Origin of the sequence: Paenibacillus phoenicis, assembly GCF_034718895.1 — a bacterium.
GTDB lineage: Bacteria > Bacillota > Bacilli > Paenibacillales > Paenibacillaceae > Fontibacillus > Fontibacillus phoenicis.
Map to the genome: position 1 here is coordinate 3549646 of NZ_JAYERP010000001.1, position 21180 is coordinate 3570825.

The 21180-nt window shown below is 51.9% G+C and carries 16 protein-coding genes and 1 CRISPR repeat array (1 of these 17 only partly in view); of the genes, 8 read left to right on the top strand and 8 right to left on the bottom strand.

What is annotated here, in order from left to right:
* Positions 1-153: 153 nt before the first annotated feature.
* Positions 154-2538 (bottom strand): GH36-type glycosyl hydrolase domain-containing protein, encoded by a 2385-nt coding sequence (locus tag U9M73_RS16860; protein ID WP_009223496.1) that lies wholly within the window; start codon positions 2536-2538, stop codon positions 154-156.
* A 170-nt stretch (positions 2539-2708) separates the two neighbouring features.
* On the bottom strand, positions 2709-3128 hold the full coding sequence (locus U9M73_RS16865) for a hypothetical protein (protein WP_323078161.1): 420 nt from the start codon (positions 3126-3128) through the stop codon (positions 2709-2711).
* A 208-nt stretch (positions 3129-3336) separates the two neighbouring features.
* On the opposite strand from U9M73_RS16865, the gene U9M73_RS16870 reads away from it, so the two are divergent.
* On the top strand, positions 3337-4104 hold the full coding sequence (locus tag U9M73_RS16870; RefSeq protein ID WP_323078162.1) for a class I SAM-dependent methyltransferase: 768 nt from the start codon (positions 3337-3339) through the stop codon (positions 4102-4104).
* Positions 4105-4185: 81 nt separating this feature from the next.
* Here the strand turns inward: U9M73_RS16870 and U9M73_RS16875 are convergent, their stop codons facing one another.
* Entirely contained in the window at positions 4186-5409 is a 1224-nt protein-coding gene (locus U9M73_RS16875) for an MFS transporter (protein WP_009223493.1), read from the bottom strand.
* A gap of 103 nt (positions 5410-5512) precedes the next feature.
* On the opposite strand from U9M73_RS16875, the gene U9M73_RS16880 reads away from it, so the two are divergent.
* Entirely contained in the window at positions 5513-5848 is a 336-nt protein-coding gene (locus tag U9M73_RS16880) for an isoprenylcysteine carboxylmethyltransferase family protein (protein WP_323078164.1), read from the top strand.
* 71 nt (positions 5849-5919) lie between these two features.
* Here the strand turns inward: U9M73_RS16880 and U9M73_RS16885 are convergent, their stop codons facing one another.
* From U9M73_RS16885 to U9M73_RS16905, 5 genes are all read right to left on the bottom strand, one after another.
* On the bottom strand, positions 5920-7017 hold the full coding sequence (locus U9M73_RS16885) for an MBL fold metallo-hydrolase (RefSeq protein WP_323078166.1): 1098 nt from the start codon (positions 7015-7017) through the stop codon (positions 5920-5922).
* A gap of 321 nt (positions 7018-7338) precedes the next feature.
* Positions 7339-8034: an NAD(P)H-dependent oxidoreductase gene (locus tag U9M73_RS16890; protein ID WP_009223490.1), complete on the bottom strand. Its 696-nt coding sequence runs from the start codon at positions 8032-8034 to the stop codon at positions 7339-7341.
* Between the two features lie 51 nt (positions 8035-8085).
* Positions 8086-9576: a protein adenylyltransferase SelO gene (locus tag U9M73_RS16895; RefSeq protein WP_323078169.1), complete on the bottom strand. Its 1491-nt coding sequence runs from the start codon at positions 9574-9576 to the stop codon at positions 8086-8088.
* A 70-nt stretch (positions 9577-9646) separates the two neighbouring features.
* Positions 9647-10813, bottom strand: coding sequence for an MBL fold metallo-hydrolase (locus U9M73_RS16900; protein WP_232282218.1), 1167 nt, complete (start codon positions 10811-10813; stop codon positions 9647-9649).
* Between the two features lie 149 nt (positions 10814-10962).
* Complete coding sequence (locus tag U9M73_RS16905; protein WP_036644120.1) at positions 10963-11946, bottom strand: SseB family protein; 984 nt, start codon at positions 11944-11946, stop codon at positions 10963-10965.
* A gap of 187 nt (positions 11947-12133) precedes the next feature.
* On the opposite strand from U9M73_RS16905, the gene cas6 reads away from it, so the two are divergent.
* The 6 genes from cas6 (at position 12134) to U9M73_RS16935 (ending at position 18797) form a co-directional block, all read left to right on the top strand.
* Positions 12134-12946, top strand: a complete 813-nt coding sequence (cas6, locus tag U9M73_RS16910) for a CRISPR system precrRNA processing endoribonuclease RAMP protein Cas6 (RefSeq protein WP_323078171.1) — start codon at positions 12134-12136, stop codon at positions 12944-12946.
* A 227-nt stretch (positions 12947-13173) separates the two neighbouring features.
* Positions 13174-14088, top strand: a complete 915-nt coding sequence (locus U9M73_RS16915) for a DUF6602 domain-containing protein (RefSeq protein WP_323078173.1) — start codon at positions 13174-13176, stop codon at positions 14086-14088.
* A complete protein-coding gene (locus U9M73_RS16920; RefSeq protein ID WP_323078175.1) occupies positions 14057-16258 on the top strand; it encodes a Cas10/Cmr2 second palm domain-containing protein in 2202 nt (733 codons plus the stop codon). Before U9M73_RS16915 ends, U9M73_RS16920 begins: the two co-directional genes overlap by 32 nt.
* Entirely contained in the window at positions 16221-16997 is a 777-nt protein-coding gene (locus tag U9M73_RS16925; RefSeq protein ID WP_323078176.1) for an RAMP superfamily CRISPR-associated protein, read from the top strand. The genes U9M73_RS16920 and U9M73_RS16925 overlap by 38 nt, the downstream gene beginning before the upstream one ends.
* A 1-nt stretch (position 16998) precedes the next feature.
* The gene (locus U9M73_RS16930; protein WP_323078179.1) at positions 16999-17985 is read left to right on the top strand and encodes a hypothetical protein; all 987 of its coding nucleotides are present in this window, start codon (positions 16999-17001) and stop codon (positions 17983-17985) included.
* Complete coding sequence (locus U9M73_RS16935) at positions 17982-18797, top strand: hypothetical protein (RefSeq protein WP_323078181.1); 816 nt, start codon at positions 17982-17984, stop codon at positions 18795-18797. Before U9M73_RS16930 ends, U9M73_RS16935 begins: the two co-directional genes overlap by 4 nt.
* A 192-nt stretch (positions 18798-18989) precedes the next feature.
* Positions 18990-21180: direct repeats of the CRISPR family, unit length 32 nt; unit sequence GTCGCACCTTACGTAGGTGCGTGGATTGAAAT (it continues 714 nt past the right edge of the window).

Below are 21180 nucleotides of genomic sequence, written 5' to 3' on the forward strand. Positions count from 1 at the left end.
AATTTAAGAAGAATGGGAGGAAAAATAAAGTTTTTCTTAAATTGCAGGAGGGAGACGCATGAAACACAGGCAACGCGAAAAAAAGCGCAAGCGCAGGGGATCTTCCCCGACACGCTTGCGCTTCTTGCTTCTTCTTGCTTCCGCCGCTTTCGCTTACGCTCCGGCTGGCAGCTTCACCTGCACGCGGTAAGTCTTGCCCGGCTGCACATTCCGCAGCACGCCTTCCGGCAGCCGCTCGCCATCCGCGTAAACCTCGGTCTCTGTTACCGCTGCGTCCCGCCGGATATCTACGTGCAGCGTGGCACCCCGGAATTCGCGCGTGATCGCCGCTTCGTTCCAATGGGACGGAAGCTGCGGGCTCACGCGGATGCCGTCCTTCGTGCCCTGCACGCCAAACAGCCCATCGATTAAGCAGCGGTACACCCACGGCACCGTGCCCGTGTTGAACAGATGGCTGGAGCGTCCTGCCGTCCGCGGGAATTGCCGATAGGCTCCCCGGTAGTAGTTCGGGATGAACACCGGCAGCTGTCCCCGTTGCACGATATCCTCGAGATCCGGGCCGGGCAGCATTTTGCGCAGCAGCCGAAAGGCATCGTCCCGCTCACCCACCGTATATAACGCGTAGATGTAGAAGGCAGCGGCATGATTGTACACCGCGCCGTTCTCCGCCGAGCCCGGGTGCTTCTGCGTGACCCGGCCGACATCCTCGCGCATCTTCGTGTAGGAAGGTGCGAGCTTCTCAACGCCGTACGGCGTCTCCAGCTGCTCGCGCACCGCACGCATCAGCTTCTCGCGTTTGTCGGCGTCGGCCGCGCCGCTCAACATCGACCAGCCCTGCGGGTTGATGAAGATCCGGCCTTCCTCATCAGTGCTAATCCCAAACACGACGTTATCATCGGTGATACCCCGTGCATACCATTCGCCGTCCCACAAGTAGCGGTTCACCACTTCGTTGGTCTCCTCCGCCGCCGCACGGTAATCCCGTGCAGCCTCAGGCCGTCCGCTGTTCTCGCAAATGCCGGCCCAAACCTGGAACGCATACGCCGTGGCGATCGTCAGCCAGCCGGACACGCCCTTCCCTTTGTAGCCAACCATATTCATCGGGTCGCACCAGTCGCCTTGGTTGATGTAGTTCAGCCCCCGCTCGTCGCGGTCGTTCATCAGCCAACGCATCGCTTTATCGACATGGACATATACAGGTTCGGCTTCCTCACTGTCGGCATAGGCCACCTTTTCCTCCAGAATCGAGTAGTCTCCCGTCTCATCCAAATACGTGCTGAGACAGATGGGCAGCCAGACACAGTGGTCCGTATGCGGCACCTGGTTGATATATTTCAGTTCAGCGTCCGGATGCAGCACGATTCCGTCCGGCATGGCGCCGTTTGCTTTCTGCTGACTCAGCGCCGTCAAGAACGATGCCCGTGCCACCTGCGGCTTGATATAGCTCATGCCCATGTGATCCTGCAAATAGTTCCGGGTTTGCGGGTCGGTGGTCAGGCGGTTCGTCTGTCCATGATAATAAATTTGCCGCGGCAGCCAGCGATTGACGAACAGATCGAGATCCTTGTCGGGGGTGGAGATTGTCAGGCAGCCCCGTCCTTCCCGAATATACTGGTCGTATTCGCGTTCGGCAGCCAGAAATCCGTCTTCTCTCAGATCGCCAGCCTTGCCGAAGTATGTCTCCCGAATTTGCGCAATCTCCTGCTCATCCCGGGCCGGGCCGAACAGGAAGCGGTATTCCCGCGTTTCCCCTGCCGCCAGTTCCATCCGGTATTGCATAACGGCTACTGGCGTCTCGTACCGCGCATCTCCCTTCGCGAGCTCCGCTTGTTCCAAGGCGGACGGACGGGTGATCCCGCCTTCTCCCTCGAACGCCTCCTGATTCACTTCCCAGGACACCGGCGGTTGTTCGGCGATCAGGAACGTTTTGTCACGGAAAAACTTGATCTTATCGTAATCCTGATATTTCTGATACGGCGTCACCGAAGAGCAGACGATTGCCTGCAGGTCCTCATGGTATTCGCCGGATTGGTTCATCCAAGACATATAACCCACAGTGAAGTAAGGGTAGATACTCAGCTTCCGCGCCCGCTGCGACACATTCGTCACCTTCACCCGCCAAAGCTCCAGCGGATCCTTCTTCGGCAAGCTGAGGCTCATTTCGATCAACACGCCCTGATGCTCGACCTTCCAGACGATCCGGCTCTGTCCCAAGGCAAAGGCATAGCTGTCGGTCTTGACCCGCATCGGTTCATATGGCGCAGAAAACAGACTTTGATCTTCCTCGTCCTTCACAAACACGAAACGGCCCGGATGATGCGCATAATATGGCTGTTCCGGCTGCATAAACGTCTTCGCTTCCAGATTCGGGGCATGCGAATACTTGGCCGGCTCCGGCTGCATGAATTGGGCAACAGCATATCCCCGGCAGTTCATGTGAATCATCATCGTTTCGTTCCATAGGAATCCCGACGCTTTAGGCAGAAGTGTAGGGCTTAGCAACTCGTAGAATTCCTGGTCCTCCGTGGCTCTGAACATGGTTCAACCTCTTTTCCGCGTAATCTTGTCTACTTGTCTACAACTATGTTCATTATACATCGGAAAGCCCTTTTATGAAGCGTTTTCTTCTGCTTCGCGCATAAAAAAAGAGCCAATTTTCGCGTAAAGACGAAATTGACTCGGATCGCCGCATGACGGCACAGGCTTCATCAGATAAACAAAAACGGAATAAGGAACAGCAAAGCGATCGCCGCCCAATCCAGCGCATAGGCGCCATAAGGATTGCCCGGAAAACCGTACCCCGGATATCCTCCATAAACCGGATACCCCGGCCCATAGCCGTACGCCTTCGTTTGTGCCTGGTCGTTGGCTTGGGGGACCGCTTTGGTTGAAGCTTTATGGTTGCCTTTGGATTTGGATTTCAGCTGCTGGATCTGCTTCTTGGCTTTGGCGGGTTGGGTAGAGAGAACGTTGGCCCCCGAAGCGTATCCTCCGTTCAGCTGAATGCCCTTTTCGTTCACATCGGTGATCGTACCAATGTAATAGCGGCCGTCCCGAAGTACAGCGCATACGGTTTTGCCGATATGCGGCTTGCAGGTTTCTACGCCAAGCGGATAGATCTGTTGCATAGACTCGTGCCTCCCCTCTCGAATGCTCATTTATCCTATTCACCACCCGGATATTTGTACAGGGCGAATGTCCTGCTCACGAAACAAATCTTCAAAACCGAGGCCTCCTCCCGAGGTGAAAGCCTATCTTAATCGCGCTGGAGACGCGGCGGCATATTCTGCTGTTGAGAGAAGTGGGGGAAGTTGATAAAGGAGGGGCAGCTATAGGATGAATTATCACGAAATCATCGCCGCCGTTGGGGAAGGCTCGGCACATCCGGGGGGATTTCAGGGAACCCTCGATTTTATTCAGTTTGTTGGCATTGCACCTGGAATGCGCGTGCTGGAGGTTGGTTGCGGAACGGGCAGAACGGCCTGCCTGTTAGCCCAGATGGGAGCGCAAGTCACGGCGATGGATCAAAGTATCGTGATGCTGGAGAAAGCCGAGCACAGAGCGCAGCAGCAGCAACTGCAAATCGAATGGATTCAAGGTGATATCACCGCCATCCCGCTGCGCTCGGACACCTATGATGCGGTCATCGCCGAGTCGGTGACGGTGTTCGCCGCCGATCCCGTGAAGGCGTTCCGTGAATATCACCGCGTCCTGCGTAAGGGCGGGCAAGCGTGGGACCGTGAGCTGTTTCGGACGCAGCCTCATCCGGCGCTGGAGCGGGAGATGCGCGAGCTGTACGGCAATCCGCGTTTGCCTGACGCTGCTGCCTGGATGCGGATGCTGCGGGATGCCGGTTTTCAGGACGTTCGGCAGTGGGGACCGGAAACCGGAATAGACCCAAGTGGACAGCAGCAGGAGAAAGGGGGCGCAGACGGAGCGATGTCCTTCGATTGGCAGAACGCTTTGGATCCGTACCGTATCATTGATTTAGAGGCGCTGCAGGATCCCGCCGTGGGCATATTTTTCAGAGAAAATGAAGCCTTCCTGCAACGTTACCGGAAGCATTTATCCTATGGCGTGTTTCTAGCCAAGAAAGCCGGTTGACGGATGAAAATCGGGGGCATGAAAAAGAAGCTGGCTCATAGGGTTTGACTCACCTACGAAGCTAGCTTCTGAAGGGACGGACTATTGCGGAGAGACCACGCTCTCTTGCGGGGCATGGCTTCTCGCTTTCAAGAAGACGTTCAACCGCTCGGAGAACAGCCACATGGCTGCCGCCGACAGCACGATGTACACCGGGAACACGCCAATCGTCGAGTGCGAAGCCAGGAACCCGAGCAACGGCGGCATAAACGTGCTGCCGGTATACGCCACGGCCATCTGGTAGCCCATGATCGTCGGGGATTGCCGCTTGCCGAAGCGGACCGGCGTTTCATGCAACATACACGGATAGATCGGGGCGAGGCCAAGGCCGATGATCAGTAAGCCGACCAGCGACAGGGCCGCGGGCAACGGCAGAACCAGCACGACTGCGCCGAGCAGGGCGATGATCTGGCCAGCGCGAATCATCACGCGGTTGCTAACTTTGAACGTGACGAATCCGGCTATAAAGCGGCCAACCGTGATACCGGCAAAATACAGCGAAACCCAGCTCGCCGCCGTCGCCGCATCAACCCCTTTGATGCCAACGAGATAGCTGCTGCCCCATAGGCCCACCGTGGATTCTACCCCGCAATAGAACAGAAACGAGACGAGGGCCAGCTTGACGCCGGGAATCCGCAGCGGCTTCACCGGACCGGTGTCCGGCTGCTCCGCTTCCAATTCACTTAGCTCTTCCTTCCGCGAACCGCCGGCGATCCGGGCCACACGATCCCAAAGCGGCAGGGAGAAGAGCAAAATAACAACCAGCGCAAATTGAATCATCGACACGGTCAAGTACCCGCTGCGCCAGTGACCGCCGCCGGACATAAACCCGGCCATGATGACCGGCCCCAGCGTCGCGCCAACACCCCAGAAGCAATGCAGCCAGCTCATGTGATGCGCTTTGTAGTGCGCGGCCACGTAGTTGTTGAGGCCGGCGTCAACCGCCCCGGCACCCAGGCCAAGCGGAATCGCACAAACGGCCAGCCAGAACACCGACGGTGCCGCCGAATAGCCAAGCAAGGCTGCAGCCGTCATCAGGCAGCTGACCAGGGTCACCTTGCCCGTGCCGAACCGGCCTAGCAACGAGCCGCTGGCCAAGCTCGATACGATCGTGCCGGCGGCGACGATCATATATAATACGCCGGCGGTGCCCAGCGGAGCGCCGAGCTCACCGCGAATGATCGGCCAGGCCGAGCCCAGCAGCGAGTCGGGCAGCCCTAAGCTGATGAAGGCCAAATAAATGATCAATAGAAAAAATGTTGCCATCTGTTTTTATCTCCTTCTCCTTATCCACGGGTTGAAATCATCAGATGAAGTCCCAGCTGCTTTGCACTTGGATTTCGTTCAACAAGAGAACACTGACCTCATCATGGCAGAACACGACCGTATGCGGATTGATCAGCGCTGTACAGGCCGCGACCAACCGGCTGACGGCGTCCACTCCCTCAGGCCAACGCTCGGACGCTTTTGGACCTTCAAAATCTATATTGTCAAGGGCCACCAGTTGATTGAAACCCCGCTGTTCAGGCGCGTCAAGCACCCCAATTATTACCTGAACATCATCCCGGAGGTGCTTAGCTTCGCGATCATTTCGCAGGGCTGGGTCGTGTTTACACCTTTGTTCGTGCTGCATCTGATCACCTTGTTCAACCGCATTCGGCTGGAAGAGAAGATCATGAAGCAGACGTTCCGGGGGTATAAGTAGATTCTTAGCAAAAAGAGGCTTTTCCTAAGTGCCGCCACCTCGGGAAAGCCTCATGTTCGTTATGGCCTGCATTAAGCCCACCAGGCCTCTTTGGGATAGGCCGGGTCTCCGATATAGACCGATTCGCCGATTTTCGGCGTGGCGATGGGCACGTTCCGGCGTTCGGCTTCTGCTGTCGCACGGCGAATAGGGTCGTTCCAATCATGCAGCGACAACGTGAACGCCGCCCAGTGAATCGGGAGGAGCAAGCCGCCCTGTACGTCCACATGGGCTTGCACCGACTGTTCGGGGAGCATATGGATGTCGATCCAGCGTGGATCGTATTGTCCGCATTCCATCAAAGCCAAATCAAACGGCCCATACTTCTCACCAATCTGCTTGAAATGTGGACCATACCCGCTGTCCCCGCTGAAAAATATTTTACGCTCCGCCGACGCAATCACCCAGGAACACCATAACGTGCCGTTCCGATTCGCAAGGCCCCGACCCGAGAAATGACGAGCTGGCGTACAGGCGAGCTTCAAGCCGTTCCATTCCAGCTCTTCCCACCAGTCATGCTCACTGATCCGCCCCGGATCCACGCCCCAGCGTTCCAGGTGACTGCCCACCCCTAGCGGGACGAAAAACCGCCCCACCTTATCCTTCAACTTCTTGATGGTCCCATAGTCCAAATGATCATAATGGTCATGGGACAAGATCACCGCATCAACGGCCGGCAAGTCCTCCAGATCAAACGGCAGCTGCTGGTTAAACCGCTTGCCGCCAAACGGAGGGACCGGCGTGGGCGACGGGCCGAGCATCGGGTCAAGCAGGAGACGCTTACCTCCGAAATGCAGGAGCAGTGCCGAATGGCCCAACCAAACGACCATGTCGCGGTCCAGGTTCCCCAGTGTCTCCGGCGTCAGCTGCACGACCGGAAGCGGCCGATCCGGCCTTACCCGCGGATTCCCCCGCAGGTAATCCCGCAGCACCGAAACCATGCTGCCCGAAGCAGGCTGGAGCAAGGAAGTGGGTGCGGTGTACACAAACTTCCTTCCCTGCCGGTTCGGAGATTGCGAGTAACGCGCCAGCTCCGCAGGAGAGGCCTTCCCGCCAAAGGCCAGGTGCAGTCGGAGAAAGAGCGTAACGCCGATGAAGATGACAAGTAAAATACCTAAAGTGATATACATGTAGGATACCGCCTTTTCCTATGTGAAGAGTGGATGATCGAAGGATTCAAGCAGAGTATACTGCATTGCGGGGGGCGTTGCCAAATGGGGGGGTATGAGGCTACTTAAAAAAGAAATAGACCGCCCACTCACCAAGGAAACGGTCTATTTCTGATCGTACAGCACCAAGAAGGAAGCCGAACGCCGATAGGCGTAATTCGTGTGCAGAGCCGAGGATGTTAGCCGCCTCCTAAGCTTTCTGCTTCTATTCTTGATTTTTCTTTGTAGATAATGTTACCAATCCTGCCGAACTTATACAAGGCGTAGACGAAGGATAGGCGGTTACCGCACCCAGGTCACGATGTCGTCCAGCGCCTGCCTCGATTTGGGACGCGGCTCCTTCACGCGGTAGCCAAAGGCGGCGAAGCAAGCAATGCCAAACCGGTCATCTTCCAACAGACCTTCCTCCCGGAGGATCTGCTCTGCCTTGTCTCGATCAAAGCCTTCGATCGGACAGGAATCTACGCCGATCAGCGCCGCGGCTGTCAGCATGTTGCCGAGGGCGATATAAGCCTGTTTGCACGCCCAGTCGAACATCGCACGGTCACTTTCGAGCAGCCGGAAATCGGACTCCTGGAAGGTCCGGTAATTCCCCATCAGCATCTGGTCCACAATTTCGTCGGGGATGTGGTGGACCTCTTTCATCATATGCGTGACGTAAGGGGCGTCATATCTCAGATCCTTCATCGTCCGAGCCAAAATCACGACAAAATGGCTGGCGGTCGGCAGTTGCCCTTGAGCTCCCCAGGAGACGGCGCGAAGTTTCTCGCGGAGCTCCGGCTTCTGCAGCACAACGAATTTCCACGGCTCTAAGCCAACCGAGCTGGGGGATAAGCGGGCTGCCTCCAGGATAAACCGGAAATCTTCCTCCGGAAGGGTTCGGTCCGGATCGAATTGCTTGCAGGCATGACGGAAGTGATAAGCCTCCAGAATCGCTTGTTTGACATCGGATTTATCCAGTTTCGCAATCAGGCTCATAACGAAAAAAATCACTCCTCAACGTAAAAAAGTTGCGTACCCGCCGCACGGTTATGTCCCGCAAAACGTCCGGTACGGCCGGTCGCTGGCTGGCGGCAGCTCGGCGTAGTCCGCCTGCTCCGGCGTATGGGCGAAAGGCTGTGCCAACGCTTGGAGCAGCCGCTCCATCACGCTGTAATCCTCCCGCTTCACGGCGGCTTCGAGCGCTTCCTCCACCCGATGGTTACGCGGGATGACCGCCGGGTTGCTGCGGCGCATCAGCTCCCGGACCGCGTCGTCCGTTTCCGGCTGTCCTGCGAGCCGTGCCCGCCAACGCTCCAGCCATTCCGCCCATTCCGGCGTGTACGCCATCGGCGGCTCCTCCAACCGGCCAAAGGTCAAAGCGAGGAACGTATTGGTGTAGTCGGCATGGTGCTGGTGCATCAGGCCAAGCAGATCATGGATCAGGGCGGCGTCCTCCGCCTGTTCGCCAAACAAGCCCAGCTTCGACCGCATCCCCTTCAGCCATGCCGCTTCGAACTGTCCGGCGAAGCCCTTCAGCGCTTCTTCGGCGAGCCGGACGGCTTGCTCCTCCTCGTCATGCAGCAGCGGCAGCAGGCTTTCGGCGAACCGGGACAAGTTCCATACCGCAATGGATGGCTGATTGCCGTAGGCATAGCGGCCATGACGGTCGATGGAACTGAACACGGTCGCGGGGTCGTACGCGTCCATAAAGGCGCAAGGCCCGTAGTCGATCGTCTCGCCGCTGAGGGTCATGTTGTCGGTGTTCATCACGCCGTGGATGAACCCGACAAGCTGCCACTGGGCGATCAGGGCGGCCTGGCGCTGGATCGCCTCCCGTAACAGCGCCAGGTAGCGGCCAGCCTCGCCGGTGTCGGCGAGCTCGGCCAGCTGCGGGTAATGGCGCTGGATCACGTAGTCGGCGAGCGTGCGGACGTCCGTCAGCTCGCCGAATTGCGCGGCGTACTGGAACGTGCCGACGCGCACGTGGCTGGACGCCACGCGGGTGAGAATCGCCCCGCGTAAGTCCTGTTCGCGGACCACCGTCTCGCCGGTGGTCACCACCGCCAAGCTGCGGGTCGTCGGAATGCCCAGCGCGTGCATCGCCTCGCTGATGATATACTCCCGCAGCATCGGCCCCAGCGCGGCACGCCCGTCCCCGCCGCGCGAATACGGCGTCCGGCCGGAGCCCTTGAGCTGGATGTCGAAGCGATCGCCGCCAGGCGTGATCTGCTCCCCGAGCAGCAGGGCCCGGCCGTCCCCCAGCATCGTGAAATACCCGAACTGGTGGCCCGCATAAGCTTGGGCCAGCGGCTCCGCCCCCGGCGGCAGCCGGTTGCCGGCAAAGACGGCCACGTTCTCCTCACTTCGCAGCGCCTCCGCATTCAGCCCAAGCTCTGCCGCCAGCTTGTCGTTGAGCACGATCAGCTGGGGTGCCCGAACCGGCTTGGCCTCCTGCTTCGTGTAGAAAAACTCCGGCAACCTAGCGTAACTATGATCGAAATTCCATCCGGCGTTCGGATTTGCGCTTGGTTCGTTCATCACGTTCTCCTTCTCATCGTCCTTGCAAGGTTACCCCTGACGGATCTCCCCGCAAGACGTTCATCGTTCCCTACTCCATTGTACCGGAGGGACGAGCCCCACGAAACTTGGGAGTCTTTCGCGCTGCGCTGACGGCTGGCCACCAAACCTCGGTCGGGTATTCCGAACTCCCAATCCGGACCGGCTCCCCGATTTTAGGCGTCGTTAACGATATCTCCCGCAACCTAGCTTCTATACTTAGCCGGCGAATGGGATCATACCAACTGTGCATCGCCAACGAGAAAGTCCCCCAATGAATGGGAAGCAACACGTTCCCCTTCACGTCCTGATGAGCCCGTACCGTTTGCTCCGGCAGCATATGGATATCCCACCATCGGTCGTCATACTGACCGCATTCCATCAAAGTGAGGTCGAAGGGGCCGTATTTGTCGCCAATTTCCTTAAAATGCGGGCCATACCCGCTATCCCCGCTAAAATAAACCCGCTTCTCCGGCGTGGTAATGACCCAGGAGCACCAGAGCCCGCCGTTTTGGCTAAGCAGCCCTCTGCCTGAATAGTGCCTAGCCGGCGTGCAGACCAACCGGACACCATGAAGCTCCAGCTCCTCCCACCAATCGTATTCGCTGATTCGAGCAGGCTTGACGCCCCACCGCTCCAGATGACAACGGATGCCCAGCGGTCCGATGAACTGCCCGACCCGATCCTTAATTCGCCGGATCGTCCCGTAATCCAGATGGTCATAGTGATCGTGAGACAACACGACAGCATCCACCGGAGGAAGCTCGTCCAGATGGCCGAAGGGCAGCTCACGGTTGAATCTTTTGCCGCCTCCAATCGGCGACGAAGTCTGGCCAAACATCGGGTCTAACAACAGCCGGGTTCCCCCGATCTGCAACAGCAGCGCCGAATGGCCAAACCAGATCACCGTATCCTCCTGGATCTCTTCCATCACCTCCCGGTCGAGCTTGACTTGGGGCAATGGCCGCTTTGGCTTCAGTTCGGGTTTCCGCTGCACATATTCGCGCATCGCCGTAAAGAAACTGCCCAGTGACGGCTTATATATTTTTGTTTCCAAGGGGTACTCGAACTTCGTTCCTTTATAATTCGGAGATTGCCGGTAGCGCTGCAGGTCTGCAGGCGACGGCTTCCCTCCAAAAGGCGGGTACAGCTTCCGAAATAAATCCCATCCAACCGCCAGAAGCACCACAAAAGCAATCAAAACAAAGAGCCACATCATCAGCCCCATCCACCTTCCCTGAACAAATGACATCCATGCAGGAAGGTTGTGCCAAAGTCGGGGGATTTATGCGAAAAAGACCGCACTGCTACGGGGCTTCGGCAGACAGTAGCCGGGTTACTTTGCACTATAGCGGCGGACCGCTGCGGCTACACACCGCGCTCCTGACGAAAGGCTTCGATCCGCTCCCGATTTTTCGCGTCGATTTGCAGGGAGATGCCGCGGCAGTTAATGACGACCCCCTCCAAGTTACCAGATACCGTCAGCAGGTCGTCATAGGATGCGATGTTGCTGCTCCAAGTCGTTTTATCGTAGACCTTCTCGAACTCCGGCCAATCCGTAAATGCCGGCAGCCACGCCGAGCCATCCTTCGCGCTGAGCACGCCAAATTGCAGGATTGTCCCTTGCTTTAAGGTTTTCATGCCGTGCTCATCCGCGGGCGAGGCGTCGGACTCCTTCACTTGCATGGGCACCAGAAACTTCGCCTGCAGGATTTCATCCAGCATCTCAGCCTCCAGCGCGTTCAGCTGCTGCCCCCGGGCCTCCGGATCGCCAGTCGGTGCGTGCAACGTCTGGAAGAAACGAATCATTGCTCGCTGCAACCCCGGATTCGTGACGGGAATGCTGATCTCCGGCGTCCCCGTCCAATCCGGTGGCGGCAAGATCTCATCCCGCTGGATTTCAATATGATATTGCCCGTTGTCCACGAGGACCTTCGATAACCCCAAAATATGAAGCTGCGCGAACGTCTTTAGCACTTCTTCCCCGCCGATCGGTTGCATCTCCAGCATCAGCAGCTGCTGCCGGAAATAATCCTCCGCGTTCTCGGCGAATACCTTCCGCGAGAACATCCATACCCGATCGTCCCCATCCACGTAAGGATATCCGGTTGCCTGGTCGCACGCGAGGTAGAGCGTTTCGGCGGTTTTTATTTTTTCGTACAGCACGCCAATAAAGGCCTTCATCCGTTCATCCAAATACACATCCGGAAAAGCCTCCTCCGCCTTAAACCGTTTGGCCGCATGCACCAGAAAAATCAGCTCCTGAATCTCCAGCCCATCCAGCTCTTCCTGCGAAATCTCCGGCGTCAACAGAAAACTCCGCCCGATCTCGTCTCTCCGTTCCTCGTTCATCTGGCACCCCATTTCCCATATCGTTTGAATCTAGTATAGCTCATAACGGTGTAGTGAAAGTAAATAACTGGTACAATAAATTTTTGAATACGACTGAATTTTGGAATTGGAGAAGATTATGGACAGACGAGATGTTATTTTTTCTTTGACGTATTTGCCATTGTTAATACGATTAAGATGTAAGGAAATGGCTAAATTACCGGCCTTTCTGGGATCAACTTTACATGGTGTTGTAGGATGGACATTGTTGAATAACAGGGAGGTGTATGAATATCTTTTTGAAAACCGCAGATTGGGCGGGGCGAAGCAGGATATTGTGAATCCTTACATGATTGAACCTCCAAGATCCCGAAGCGTCTATCATCCGGGGGATGAACTTTGCTTCAGGTTTGTTCTGTTTGGAGAGGCAATCCGTTATGCGGAGGAAGTGGTAACTTCGATGGTTAAGGCTGCTTTTTTCGGAATAGGTGCCGAGCGGAAGCAATTTGAATTATTGGATATTCTACACGCTGAACACCTTTATCCAATCTGGCAGCAAGGACATAGTTATCGCGATTCTATGGCTGCCGTTAATATCGAGACGGTTGCGGTACCCGAGCCTGCTTCATGGTGTTCTGTGCATTTATTAACGCCAGTCCGGATTAGACGTGGTGGAGAATTGGTGCAAAACATCAATTTTCCCACAATTATACGAGGTGCAACTCGCAGAATCCAGGCTTTAACTGAGCGTTACGGCGGCTATATCGACCAAGCTAAAGCAGAGGAAGCCATTGCCTTTTCAAAAAACATAAGAGAGCTGTCCTCCGGCTTGTATTTGAACGAAATGCACCGATATTCTAATCGCAAGAGCGAGTCGCTGGATTGGAGCGGAATGCTGGGGGCCATAACCTTTGCGGGCGAGCTTGACCCATTTACACCGTGGTTAAAGGCTGCGCGAATTTTGCATATCGGACGAAATACAACCTTCGGTTGCGGACAGTTGGATGTTATTTTTCGATAGAACTGAAAAAAAGTGAATATATGATTTCCAACGCGTGCGATCCGGCAGATGTCGGGAGGCACGTTTTTTATTGGTATTTTAGTCCTAATTAACATGACGGGAAAATTAGCCTACTTTTCAAAATATCAGATGCGGAAAAAGAGAGAAAAGAGGATTTTTTGGAATAATATGCTATAATAATGGGGTATTTTGCCATTTTAATCTACTGAATCGAGGTGTTACTTCTTGTGACTAAAGAACTATCAGATGAAGAAAAGAAGCAAAAAATCGTAAACAACATCAGGAAGAATTACCGTCAGGTAGAGATGTCTATTGTAAACCAATTATTTATGAAACACGATTTGCATGGAACAACCATAGGTTCAGAACGGGAGAGCATTTGGGGACAGTTATTTGAAATGATTGTTCCCAAAAAGTTTGTTATCGAGCCGTCTGTATTTATTATCGATTCCGAAGGGCGCGTCTCGCATGAAGTAGACTTTGCTATTATGGATGAAATGTACACTCCATATATCTTCCGCTATGGAAAAGTAAAGTTTGTGCCTATTGAGGCAGTTGCTGCTGTGGTTGAATGCAAGAGTCAGAATGTGGATGAGGCGCAGATCAAAAGATGGGTAGAAAGTATGAACCAACTGCGTACTTCGGGTGAATCTGTTGCCCGAATGGCACATAAGATTGCACGCGGTGCTACACCAACGCAGCAATCAACTCGTCCGATTCGTATTTTGTGTGCATTACAAGACACTTGTAGTGATGGTTTAAAGAAGCATTTCGATTTTACTTTACTTGCTAGTTACAAGAAGGAAAATCAAAGTGACGGGAGGATTGAGATTCATCTCAATCCACAGAAAGCTCAGTCATCATTGAAGGATTGGTATAAGGAGCTTAACTTTCATAATGTCGATCAGAAGATTAATTTTGAAGGGATAGGCGAGCTTGAAAAAATATCTTTAGATGACTTTAGAGTTCAGAATGAAAATGGCATGGTCATTTCCTTGCTCACTTTCAACTTCCAACTGAATCAACTGCTGATGCTGATAAACAACCCGATTTTATTCCCACATCGCGCCTATGCCAAGCTATTCAATTATCCTGGAGAGGAGGGCAATAATGGAGAAATACGTAGTAGCCGTATCGATTGACAGGGTTCAGACCTTTTTATATGAGGTGCTTTATTCGCGAGTTCAAGACAAGCAGACCAACAGCGGTACGCTAAGTACGATTATCGAATCCTCCCAAATGATCTCTGGTCAGTTCTATAAAGACATTGGCATTGAGGGAACCGGTCCGTTTGCCGGTGATATCGATGAGCAATTGCTGACCACTTCCGGGAACTGTGTGTTTATCACCTCTCTTCCCAAAAGTCAGATTTCTAAAAAGCTGGATGAAATATTTGAAAAATACTACACGAGATACAGCGGGCAGCTGCTTATCAAATACATCTATTTTCCGCTGGCCGACTTGCAGTTGTCCCATCAGGCCGACGGTGAGGAATTATATAAACTGAATGCCATCAAGGAAAGCAAACGGAGGTTGCGTGAGGATGCATGTCTTAACGAGATCATTGAACGCAATCAAGATTTGCTGTTTAATTTTCCCGCCCCATTGGAAACGAACTCGGATTCGGAATCGGCATTGTCGCAAGCTAAATCTCCATCGGATTGGGAAAATGCCTTTTCGGCATTCTCGCAGACAATCAACCAATTGTATGATGACCAGGATGCAGAGAATGAAAACCACTTCCGTATCGCGGTTATCAAGGGCGACCTGGATGGCATGGGTGAATTATTCAAAAGCATCCAGAACTATGATACGTATAATGCGGTAAGTAAACTCTTGAACGAATACGTGTCGCTTCAGAATCTCCATCAGATCACGCAGCAATTTCAGAAGCAGGATGCAGAAGAACAGCGTGATAGGCTCAGATTGTATCCGCTATATATCGCGGGCGACGATATTTTCTTCGCTGTTCCTGCGTCGCAATTAAGTGCTGGGATTGATATTTGTAAACATATTCTGAAGCAGTTAAATGAGGGAATTATACAGGCAGTTCAGGAAGATAAGCAAGGTGGCATGAACATAGAACTGTCCATGAGCATTGGCGTAGATTTCACGTTTAATCGTGAACCCATTCGATACTACTATGCTCGCGTGCAGAAACAACTGGAGACGGCTAAACAAGAAGCAAGCCATCCAAAAGCTACAAAAAACTATCGTCCAGTTCATTGCATGAAGATCAGCATCAACCATCTTGTGTTCCACGATTATGAGGAGGATAAAGGAAGTCGCCGTAAAGAAGGAGTTTCAGATGACTCCAGCGAGAACAACGCAGATCTCCTTACTTGGAAAACCATAGTTCATGGTGTAGAAAGATTGAAGCACGCGATGAGTTGTGGTTTTGCAGCGCATCACTTCCTGTATGGCCTTCTAAACAAAATCACAGACCCGGAGACATACAACAGTAATCTAAAATATAGCAACGCCGTGTTCTATCATTTGATTCCTCAGCACCTGGAAAGTGGAAATGAACAGTTAAGAGAGGCCGAACTTTGGCTTTTAAAATCAATAATAGACCAAATCATGAGGAGAACCGAAAAAAGAGATAAAGAAGGAAAGTTGATAAGCACTCGAAATATTTTCCTTGATGACGAACATAAAAAGCGACTCGAGGGCTATGTCCGTATTCTCCTGTTGTTTACAGACCCCAGATTCAATAAGTCAACTCAGTCTATTAGATTCAACGCAACACAAGTCAAAAGTGACTTGTTTAACAAGCCATTAAAGTATATTTATGAGACTAGTTTGGGGAGTTCCGCTGTTCAATCCTTACGAGATGTATTCATAAAGGCAGATTATTATGTGCCAAAAGATTTTGAAAATAAGAAGAAAAAAGGTCGAGCGCCAAAAGTGGGCATATATCGCACATTGCGAATCTCCAATTCTTTATTTCATAGAATTAAACACAATTATTTAAATCATCCTGAAACGGTAGCCAAGCTAATTGCAGCAGCAAATCCCCAGACGCTTGATGAGGTTGAGAATCTTCTGGAAAAATCAAAACAGGAGCATAAAGCGCTGCCAAGTTTGGCCTTCGATAGTCAAGAATTCTTGCAAGCAACAAGCAATCCGGAAGTGTGGACAACTGATCATGTTGATGCGTTGTCTGTCTTTTATAAACTGAAAGATAAGTCTATCCAGTTGAAGGGTATATATGATTTCAAAGCATTAAGAGCAGCTCAAAACCGAAATCGAAAACGGTCAGGAGGAAAGCCGAATGGCAAAAGGAAATATCGTCCCCAAAATAAGCGTTAAAGTAACAACAAAGTCCAATTTATTCATCGGTGGATCCCCAGCAACATTTGAAATTGGCGGGGTCGATCTATTCACTGTAACGAATGCGAATGGTTTGCCTTATATTCCGGGCTCGTCACTCAAAGGAGTGATGCGTCATATGGTTCGTCAGCTCATCTCCAGCAACCCATCAGAGCAGCCAGATGATGAGCTTCGTGTATTGGCTAAAGAAATCAATCAATGGTACAAGGGTTATTTACAGAAAGTTGCTTTGGAGCAAGAAGAACAGTTGACACTTTTGAACATAGAGAATGAACGTAAAGAGCGGGCGGTGCGTCGGATGCAGGACGCCATTGACCGCGCATCCGCTGAGTATTTATTTGGCATTGAAGGTTTTAACGATACGCCAAAGCTGTTGTTTCATGATCTAGTGGTTGTTTCAGCCGAGTCAGCTGCGGATCGGGATGCCCTGTTCTCCATTGACACCAAAAACAAGATTGAAGATGTAAAAATCAAAAATAGAGAACATATTGTTGCTAATCCGCGTACCTATCGGGTTGTTCGCCCCGGAGTCACCTTTGTCGGCGACATTATACTGTATCAGTTTGAACTTCTAGGAGATGCGAGCAAGCAGCAAAAAATAATCGAATTTATTGAGCGTCTTCTGCTTCAATTTAATGAAGGAATTTATCGTCTGGGCAACTCGGGCAGCCGTGGCTACGGCCGAGTGCAGGTTAATATTATGAAGGAGGAGGTCTAGCTTGGCTGAGTGGGTGAAATATCGAGTTGATTTAAGGCTCGTTGGACGCATGACACAAATTCCAGACTCCCAGAAAATATTTGGAGCCTTGATGCACCGTTATGCAGAGTATACCTCAGGGGATAAAACCGCAGCATTTGTCGCTGCTGTAAAGGAATCTTCATATGGTTTTATGTTATCCAACCTGATGCCTAAGGGGTATTTGCCTATGCCCCAGACGTATGTGTTAAGCAGATTAATGAGTACTTTTAAAGAGCCGAATAAATCGTTCTATAAATTACTCAAAAAACGCCTGTTTGCCCCTATAGAGCAGATGAAGCAAATCGTCTCAAGACCGGGGAGCTTACCCGATCCCTATATCGAAGTAGAGCAGACCCAACAGATTCATGCGGCTATTGATAGCAAACGCTATAATATTCCCGCCTTGGACCCCAATTTATATTCTGTACCTGAGGTCGTAGTTCGGGAGGTTGCGGCTTCAACAGATGAGAAGAAACCAGAAGCTCGTACCCGTCTCATCCAAGATTTTTCTTTTTATATCGGTCTGGAGAAACGTTCAGAGCATGACATCATGATCGAAATGTTACATCACGCTAAAACTAGCGGTAGAGCATTCGTTCTTGGAGCCAGGAGTTCACAAGGTCTTAACACCTTTGAAATCGTTGATATTCATGCGGAGACATATGAGTCCTCGGTTGGTAAAGGTTTCTATTTAAATCTGGGGATGATGCTTCCTCGGAACATTGATTTTTCCAAGTCCAGCTTGAAGTTGTTTACTTCAGAGCGTCGTCCATTCAATCCAAAGTTAGGCTGGAATGAATCGATGAAAGGTCACTTCATTAGCTTTATTGATAGTGGAAGTGTGGTGTATGTGAACGATACAATCGAAACCGCAGGCGGCTGTGTAACGTCTCCTTTTCACCAGAAAGAGATTGTGTTTGGCAGGGCTTATTTACACCCGCTTGCCGGATTGGAGGCTGTGAAATGAAACGCTACAAATATCGATTTCAGACCATTTCCTGTCTTGCTCTATCACCGCGGGAACATCAGGGATTCTATAAGGATGCTGGCGATTTTGAGACTAAGGATATTCGTATATCTAATCATCGGGACAAGCTAGGGAATCTGGAAAATAAGATAAACATTATATATCCGTTCTATCAATATGGGACATATCCAAAGTATGATCCAAAGCATACCCAGTATTATATTCCAGGGTCATCGATCAAAGGGGCTATCCTCGCTAAGGACTCCACAGAAGCGGATGAACAATTAGGGATCAAGCTTATGGTGGATGATGTATCTGTAAAATCCGAAGACCTTCGACTCCATCTGCTCTATAAAGTACAAAATTTGGCACCCGAATCGGAACATGCTATTGAACTTGGTGATTTTTTTCCTAATGTGGCAGTAGAGATGCTGACTCGTAACTGTGAATACACGGGGGAAATGTTCGGGAACGGGGAGTATATTCGCCGACGTTTATCCTGTTCACAGCAGGCAACAAAAGAAAAGTTGGGGCAGTTTATAGAGCTGTTGGATAATGCCGGAATGAATGGACGGCGAAAAGTAAAGGAAAGTTCTTATGTTAAGCTCCAGAATATGCAGAATGGTGTAAAACAAATCCTAAAGGAGATGGAAGGAAACAAGGATTCTTTTATTTTGCTAATGGGTGGCTTTAAGGGATTATCCTTATCCAGGCAGCTTTCGTCCATAGATGGAGTAAAAAGTGCAATCTATGTGGATCATGTTGAAGGATCTTATTTGCCCCATGGCTTGGTAAGGATTATACTCGAGTAATGTCACAGTTACTGCGGGAGTTCGGTGCGAACCCCAAGCTCACATGATTTCCCTGGGGGGTTCGCACCACGCGTCGTGCGTGGGCTGATAGCGTTTTGATCTCTTTTTTGCTATGCTTAAAACAGCCATTTTATAAGGTTCGCACTTTTGAGCCTCTGAGTCCTTGCTGGGCCTGGGCTCATTTCGGGTGCTGTCGCACCTTACGTAGGTGCGTGGATTGAAATTTTTTGATATCCCGGGCTTTATCAACCCGCTCCCCCAGTCGCACCTTACGTAGGTGCGTGGATTGAAATTCCGGTATACTCGCCCAACTGCATCATGACACGAGGGTCGCACCTTACGTAGGTGCGTGGATTGAAATCAAAACAGGTTAACGGATGCGGGAATCACTTTGGGTCGCACCTTACGTAGGTGCGTGGATTGAAATATATAGAACTCAGTCGCAAACCCTGCAGCCTTTAGCGGTCGCACCTTACGTAGGTGCGTGGATTGAAATAATTCAGCGTCCGCAGTGTTGTAGTCCGCACCACCGTCGCACCTTACGTAGGTGCGTGGATTGAAATTCACGTGAGTCGATGCCATAGCGAATACCTCCCGTCGCACCTTACGTAGGTGCGTGGATTGAAATAATAAGGGGCAAACCGAGCAAAACGAATATTACCTGTCGCACCTTACGTAGGTGCGTGGATTGAAATTTCGGCGCATATTCCAAATAAGCCTCCAAGTCGGTCGCACCTTACGTAGGTGCGTGGATTGAAATGAGGACGTAATTTAAGCACCCTAGCAGGCTTGTACGTCGCACCTTACGTAGGTGCGTGGATTGAAATGGTAGAGCCGGACCAGTTGGTCAAGCCCTTGGATGGCCGTCGCACCTTACGTAGGTGCGTGGATTGAAATGGAAGCTTCAGCGTGAGAAAATCCACGCTTGGCCGTCGCACCTTACGTAGGTGCGTGGATTGAAATCTCGAACTGACTTCGGACAAACCACCAGGGCGCTTTGTCGCACCTTACGTAGGTGCGTGGATTGAAATTGAATCGAACAGTTGTGAAAACGGAACACCTACGTCGCACCTTACGTAGGTGCGTGGATTGAAATGTCCGACTATGATAGTGTATCGCTGAATCTTACCGTCGCACCTTACGTAGGTGCGTGGATTGAAATCGTCAAAATGATATAGGCGTTTAAAAGCTGCCTTGTCGCACCTTACGTAGGTGCGTGGATTGAAATACGCGTGATCGTACAAGCGAGCTGATAGGCGGTAATAAGTCGCACCTTACGTAGGTGCGTGGATTGAAATCCTTTGCTCATATCCCCCGTTGCAGCATCTTGGGCGTCGCACCTTACGTAGGTGCGTGGATTGAAATGTCCACGCGCCGTAGGTTTGCACCGTGGCCGTGACCGTCGCACCTTACGTAGGTGCGTGGATTGAAATGCTGTGCGCTCCAGGGCTTTGACCTGAGCCTCAGTCGCACCTTACGTAGGTGCGTGGATTGAAATTCAGTTGGTTTGATTGCATCGGGCAAGGCATTATACGTCGCACCTTACGTAGGTGCGTGGATTGAAATGGTCTCATCACGCAGCAGGTCGCGGTCGAAACGAAGTCGCACCTTACGTAGGTGCGTGGATTGAAATAAAGCCCGGCGGCTCATCATAAACTTCAACGATCGTAGTCGCACCTTACGTAGGTGCGTGGATTGAAATCTCGAGGCCAGCCGCTTGCGGTGACGTTTTGCGTCGCACCTTACGTAGGTGCGTGGATTGAAATCGCTTTGCCGATTTGACGTAGGCATCGACGTTCTGTCGCACCTTACGTAGGTGCGTGGATTGAAATACCGTGAGCCCGCGGGCTTCCCGCTTCTGCCGGCGTCGCACCTTACGTAGGTGCGTGGATTGAAATGTGGAGACAGCGTGGACATGACCATACGGCATATAGTCGCACCTTACGTAGGTGCGTGGATTGAAATGGATCAGCAGTCCGCAGAGGTCACGATCTATTGGTAGTCGCACCTTACGTAGGTGCGTGGATTGAAATACCTCACCTCCAATTAAAAAAGAGCCATAATCTACGTCGCACCTTACGTAGGTGCGTGGATTGAAATATCAAATCATTCGTGGCCAGCAATGGATATCCTCCGTCGCACCTTACGTAGGTGCGTGGATTGAAATTGTCCGCACTTTCTCAACCTGAGCTTGCATGAGCTGTCGCACCTTACGTAGGTGCGTGGATTGAAATTTTATTTTCCGCCTGGCACCTACACAATTAATGTCGCACCTTACGTAGGTGCGTGGATTGAAATCTCCCTCCCGGCTGCTGTTTTGCACAGCCAAGGGTCGCACCTTACGTAGGTGCGTGGATTGAAATTTTGGGCGATGGTCTACACC